Origin of the sequence: Nocardioides sp. (assembly GCF_024509035.1) — a bacterium.
In the GTDB taxonomy this organism is placed as follows: domain Bacteria; phylum Actinomycetota; class Actinomycetes; order Propionibacteriales; family Nocardioidaceae; genus Nocardioides.
The window spans coordinates 1-6,068 of sequence record NZ_JANINT010000134.1; the positions used below are offsets into that span (position 1 = coordinate 1).

A 6,068-nucleotide genomic window follows, 5' to 3' on the forward strand; every position below is an offset into this window, starting at 1 on the left:
GTGAGCAGCCAGATCGGTGTCGTCGTCACCGTCCTCTACTCCGACCGCGGGGTGCTGCACCCCGTCTCGACCTACACCCGCATCGCCGACCAGCCCGACGCCCCCCAGCAGCTGCGTGCCGCCGCGGACGCCACCAGCTTCGACGTGGGATCGGTGACCCCGTCCAACGCGGCGGTCTCCCTCGACGCCGGCCTGCTGCACCTCAGCGGCAGCCTCACCTACGCCAGCACCGCCGACCTCACGCTCGCCTCGACCTCCGCCGGCGCCGCGTCGGGCACGCCGGGCGGCGGTGCCGCAGCCACGCTCGCGGTGCCCCCGGCCACGACGGGATCGTCGTCCTCGACCCAGCCCGCGGGCAGCCTCGACGGCACGTGCGGCACCGCCTGCTGGGGTGGCACCCGCGTGGAGCTGGGGCCGGCCAGCTCCCAGGACGGCCTGCCCAACCTCGGCAGCGTGCTCGCCCCGATGCAGGCGCTGCTCACCGACACGCTCAACGGCGGCCTCGCCTTCGACAACGGCCCCGTCGCGGCCCGCCGCGCTGACCTCGCCCTCGACCCCGCGGCCCCGCTCGCCAGGTTGGCCGCCGACGCGGTCGCCGGCGCCAGCGGCGTGAGCTCGACCTGCGCCGCCGGCGGCGGCACCCCGGCGTACGTCGCCGCGAGCGGCTTCCTGCGGACCACGTCGGCCAAGGACGCAACCAGCCCGTACGTCGTGGAGGCCTGCGCGCGCACGCGGGCCGGTGCCGTCTCGCTGTTCCCGACCACGTTCGCGCCGGAGGGCGTGATCCAGGTCCGGCTCGAGTCGGCCGCCGCCCGGTGCCTGGTGAGCGGCGCCACGCACGTGCCGACGACGGGCTTCTCCTACGAGGCCGCCGTCCGCTACCACGTGCCCGGTGGCCCGGGCACCTACTCGGGCTGGATCGCCGTCTCGTCGACCGACGCCGGCACGACCGATCCACTGGACGCGATCCCGCTCACCACGGACGTCGGCGGCGACCTCACCCTCGGCCACTTCGTCGACTCCTGGTCGGCGCTGCGGGTCGCCGAGGTGGAGGTCCGAAGTGCCGCCCGGTCGGCCTCGGTCGAGGTCCCGGGGGTCGTCACGATCCTCACCCAGCCGACCCGCACCGGCACGATCGCCCTCGAGGGCCGTCCCGAGGTGCTGGTCGACCCCGGCTCCGCGGTCTCGCTGACCCTCGGGGCCGTCAGCTGCTCCACCCAGGACGCGCGATGATCCGCCGGATCGGGCGCCGCGACGCCGCGGGCTTCACCCTCGTCGAGGTGTTGGTCGCGATGGGCCTCCTCGGCGTGCTCGGGACGATCCTGCTGGGCACCGCTCTCGCGAGCAACACGGTGACCAAGGAGACCCGCGCCCACACCGACGTCGCCGAGGAGACCCGCACCGCCATGGAGCGGCTGGTGCGCGAGATGCGGCAGTCGTCCGGGCTGGAGGGTGTCCACCTCTCGTCCGGCGCGACGGACGCGACCTGGATGACGTTCTGGACCGACTTCAACGGCGACAAGGCGCACACCTCCAACGCCGCCGACCCCGAGGTCCTCACCTACCGCTGGGACCCGACCACCGGCCGGCTCTCGCTCACCGCCCAGACCTCGACCAGCGTGGAGACCCGGCCCCTGCTCGCGGCGAAGGTGAAGACCTTCGGGGTGCTCCTGCGCAGCAGCAGCTGGGAGTACGACGCCAACGGCGACGGCAGCACCACCTGGGAAGAGCTCGACGCCTCACCGGTCGGCAACCACAACAACCTGCCCGACGACCCGGAGCTCGCGTACGTCGACCTGGTCGAGCTCACCCTCGTCGTCGACGACGGCGACGCCACCCAGACCTACCGGACCCAGGTCGACCTACGGAACAGGAGCTGACCGTGCGCCTCCGACGCTCGCACGACTCGAGCCCCCGCAGGATCTCCGACGAGGGCTCCGCGCTGATCATCACGATGATGGTCATGGTGCTGCTGACCGCGCTGGCGACCACGGCGGCGGCCCTCACCATCAACAACCTCCAGTCGTCGTGGCGGGCCCAGCAGGCCGGGTCGGCCCTCAACGCCGCGGACGCCGGGATCTCCCAGGCGCTCACCTACCTGCGCAGCAACGGCGTCCGATCGCTGGCCTGCTCCCCGACCTGCACCACCAACAGCTGGGGCAGCTCGACCAACCCGACCACCGAGACGCTCCCGGGCGCGGCCGGTGAGTCCTACCGCGCCTGGATCAAGCCGCTGGCGGCCTTCCCGGCCAACGACCCCGGCCGCTACCGGATCTTCTCCACGGGCACGGCCACCGGAGCGGCCGCCGCCCGTACGGTGAGCGTGGACGTGACCATCACCAAGGCAGACCTCCCGCGAGGCATCTTCGCGCGCACGATCAGCGGCGGTGGCAGCGCCTCGGTCAGGCACGAGAGTGTCTTCTCCTCCGGCTGCGTCTCCAACCGCAAGCAGATCGCCATGGACCCCGACGACATCGACCTCGCCTACGGGATCCCCGTCGGCGTTCACAGCGCCCGCTACATCACGGAGAAGAACAACGCCGACGAGTACTGCACGGTCGACAACAAGGCGATCCACCGCACCAACGCCTGCAACCCGACGTACCCCAACGACCAGGACCTGCTCGGCGGCCCGCTGGGGACCGGCTGCGGTGGACTGGCCACGAAGTACCCCGGCTTCTACGGAGCCGTGGACGTCGACGGTGACGGCGGCCTCGACGTCAACGGGTCGTGGATCAAGGACGAGCAGTCACTCCTGCGCCTCTTCAAGCTCAAGAACCCACCGCTCTCGCAGGCCCAGATCGACCAGCTGCGCGCCACGGCGAAGGCCCAGAAGAACCACTGGACGTCCGCGAGCGGTTGGACCGTGCCGACCCAGGACAACGCCGTGATGTTCTTCGACCTGACGGGACTCTCCGACCACGCCGACCACACGATCGACCTGAACCCGCTCGACGCGAGCCGGTTCGACCCGGCCACGTGGACCGGCCCCGGCGGATGTCCGGTGGTGCCGACCTCGCTGGTGATCGTGGTCGAGGCCGGCAACGTGAAGTTCAACGCCAACCTCGGCCTCTCGGCGTCGATGTTCCTCACCGGCCGGACGCCGTACGGCCAGGTGCTGCGCGCCAACGGCACCGCCGACTTCCTCGGCACCATCTACGCCGACTCGGTCAACCTCGTCGGCAACGTGGACTTCTCGCTGAGCCAGTGCTTCCTCGACAACCTCAGCCCCTCTCTCCTCGACGTCCGCGTCGACTCCTACCTCGAGGACGACCGCGGCTGAGGTCATGGGCCCTGGAGCGTTCTGCTCAAGCCACTGGCGTCACCGGCCGATGAAACAGATGACCCGCTCGCCCGTCTCACGCTCGGAGGACCTGTGACCGACGCACCTGCAGGCGGCTTCGGTCTGCCCCTGGCCCGACGCCCCGCTCCGGCGCCCGCGCCGGCACCCGCGGCCGCGGTGCCCCCGCTCGCCGTCGCGCCGGACATCGCGCACGACCTCGCACCGGCACCGGCACCGGCACCGGCGCCGGTCCCGGTCCCGCCGGTCGCCACCTCGACCGCCGCGCCGACCTCCGTCGGACCCCGGGTCAACCTCGACGACCTGCTGCTGCACGTGCTCGAGGTGGGCGCCTCCGACCTGCACCTGACCCACAACGCCCCGCCCACCGTGCGACGCCGCGGCGAGATGGAGCCCATCGAGGGGTACGCCGCGTTCGACGCCGACCAGCTGCGGGTCCTGCTCTACGGGATCATGACCGAGCGCCAGCGCAAGGTGTTCGAGGAGCAGCTCGAGCTCGACTTCTCCTACGCCGTGCCGGGCAGCGCACGGTTCCGTGTCAACGTCTTCCAGCAGCGCGAGCACATCGGCGCGGTGATGCGCGCGATCCCGTGGGAGATCAAGCCGCTCGAGGAGCTCGGGATGCCCGAGGTCGTCAGCCGGTTCGGCAGCCTCAAGCGTGGCCTGGTGCTCGTCACCGGGCCCACCGGCTCGGGCAAGTCGACGACCCTCGCCGCGATCATCGACCAGATCAACCGCAGCCGCCGCGGCCACATCGTCACGATCGAGGACCCGATCGAGTTCCTCCACGAGCACCGCGGCTGCATCGTCAACCAGCGCGAGGTCGGCGAGGACACCCACGGGTTCCGCGACGCGCTCAAGCACGTGCTGCGCCAGGACCCCGACGTGATCCTGGTCGGCGAGCTCCGCGACCTCGACACGATCTCGGTCGCACTCACCGCCGCGGAGACCGGCCACCTGGTGTTCGCGACCCTGCACACCCAGTCGGCCCAGGACACGATCACCCGCGTCGTCGACGTCTTCCCCGCCGAGCAGCAGCAGCAGATCCGCACCCAGCTCGCCGCGACCCTGCAGGGCGTGGTGTGCCAGACGCTGGTGAAGACGCGCGACGGCAAGGGCCGGGCCGCCGCCGTGGAGGTGATGGTCTGCAACTCCGGCATCCGCGCGATGATCCGCGACGACAAGCTCCAGCAGGTCCAGGGCGCCCTGCAGGCCGGCGGCCGCGAGGGCATGCAGACCCTCAACGCCCACCTGGCCACGCTGGTCAAGGCCGGCCGCATCGACTACGACGCGGGTCTCGAGCACTGCACCAACCGGGCCGACTACGACACCCTCGTCGCCGCTGAGTCCCAGCAGCAGAGCGGGTGGCGGTGATGGCCTCCGCGATCCAGTACGCCTACAAGGTCCGCGACGCCCAGGGCCGGTTCTCCGAGGGCAAGGTCGAGGCCGCCTCCGAGTCGGCGGTCGTCGACAAGCTCAGGTCGATGGGCTACACCCCGCTGCAGGTGCGGCCGGCCAACGTCGGCATGCAGAAGGAGATCCACCTCGGCATCAAGAAGCGGGTCAAGCAGAAGGACCTGGCGGTCTTCGCCCGGCAGTTCGCGACGATGATCGACGCCGGCCTCACGATGCTCCGGGCGCTGACGATCATGTCCGAGCAGGTCGAGAACCCCGAGCTGCGCAAGGTGCTCCGCGCGGTGAAGCAGGACATCGAGGGCGGCTACAGCCTGTCCTCGGCGTTCGCGAAGTGGCCGCAGGTCTTCCCGCCGCTGATGACCAGCATGGCCAAGGCGGGGGAGGCCGGCGGCTTCCTCGACACCGCCATGCGCCAGATCGCGGACAACTTCGAGGCCGAGGTCAAGCTGCGCAGCAAGATCAAGGCGGCCCTGACCTATCCCGCCGTCGTGTTCTGCATGGCGATCCTCATGTGCATCGCGATGCTGATGTTCGTCGTGCCGGTCTTCAAGGACATGTTCGAGAACCTCGGCGGCGAGCTGCCGCTGCCCACCCGGATCCTGGTGATGCTCTCGGCGGCCATGAAGTACCTCGTGCCGACGTTCGCGGTCGGCACCGTCGCGTTCGTGTGGGCCTGGCGCCGCTACGGCAAGACCGAGCGGGTCCGCAACGTCGTCGACCCGCTCAAGCTGCGGATGCCCGTGTTCGGCAAGCTGTTCTCCAAGCTCGCGCTCGCCAGGTTCGCCCGCAACTTCGGGACCCTGCTCGCTGCCGGTGTGCCGATCCTCCAGGGGCTCGACATCGTCGCCGACACCACCGGCTCGGTGGTCATCGGCCGCGCGCTCAACGACGTCAAGGAGTCGGTCCGCCAGGGCGAGGCGATCGCGGCGCCGCTGTCCCACCACGAGGTGTTCCCGCCGATGGTCGTGCAGATGATCGCCTCCGGCGAGGAGGCCGGAGCGGTCGACGAGATGCTCACGAAGATCGCCGAGTTCTACGACGCCGAGGTCGAGACGATGACCGAGGCGCTGACCTCGCTGATCGAGCCGCTGATGATCGCCTTCCTCGGCGGCCTGGTCGGGTCGATGATCGTGGCGCTCTACATGCCGATGTTCAAGATCTACGACATGATCGGCTGACCGCCGGCGACGACGTACGGCGCACGGCCTCAGGCCACGACCCGCAGGATCTCCTCGATGGAGGTGCGGCCCTGGCGGACCTTCTCCCAGCCGTCGGCCTTCAGCGTGACCATGCCCTGGTCGCGGGCGACGCGGGCGATCTCGTCGGTCGAGGCGCGCGCCACCGCGAGGCG

The 6,068-nt window shown here is 70.8% G+C and carries 5 protein-coding genes; all 5 read left to right on the top strand.

What is annotated here, in order from left to right; genetic code table 11:
* A partial coding sequence (locus Q0L15_RS10890; protein ID WP_296604296.1) for a hypothetical protein occupies positions 1–1,233 on the top strand: 1,233 nt, incomplete at its 5' end.
* Positions 1,230–1,880 carry a prepilin-type N-terminal cleavage/methylation domain-containing protein gene (locus Q0L15_RS10895; RefSeq protein WP_296604298.1) on the top strand — a complete coding sequence of 217 codons (651 nt, stop codon included), beginning with the start codon at positions 1,230–1,232 and terminating at the stop codon, positions 1,878–1,880. The genes Q0L15_RS10890 and Q0L15_RS10895, both read left to right, overlap by 4 nt.
* A 2-nt stretch (positions 1,881–1,882) precedes the next feature.
* Positions 1,883–3,283 carry a hypothetical protein gene (locus tag Q0L15_RS10900; RefSeq protein WP_296604300.1) on the top strand — a complete coding sequence of 467 codons (1,401 nt, stop codon included), beginning with the start codon at positions 1,883–1,885 and terminating at the stop codon, positions 3,281–3,283.
* A gap of 93 nt (positions 3,284–3,376) precedes the next feature.
* Positions 3,377–4,675 carry a type IV pilus twitching motility protein PilT gene (locus Q0L15_RS10905; RefSeq protein WP_296604301.1) on the top strand — a complete coding sequence of 433 codons (1,299 nt, stop codon included), beginning with the start codon at positions 3,377–3,379 and terminating at the stop codon, positions 4,673–4,675.
* Positions 4,675–5,895, top strand: coding sequence for a type II secretion system F family protein (locus Q0L15_RS10910; RefSeq protein ID WP_296604303.1), 1,221 nt, complete (start codon positions 4,675–4,677; stop codon positions 5,893–5,895). The genes Q0L15_RS10905 and Q0L15_RS10910 overlap by 1 nt, the downstream gene beginning before the upstream one ends.
* The last annotated feature ends 173 nt before the right edge of the window (positions 5,896–6,068 follow it).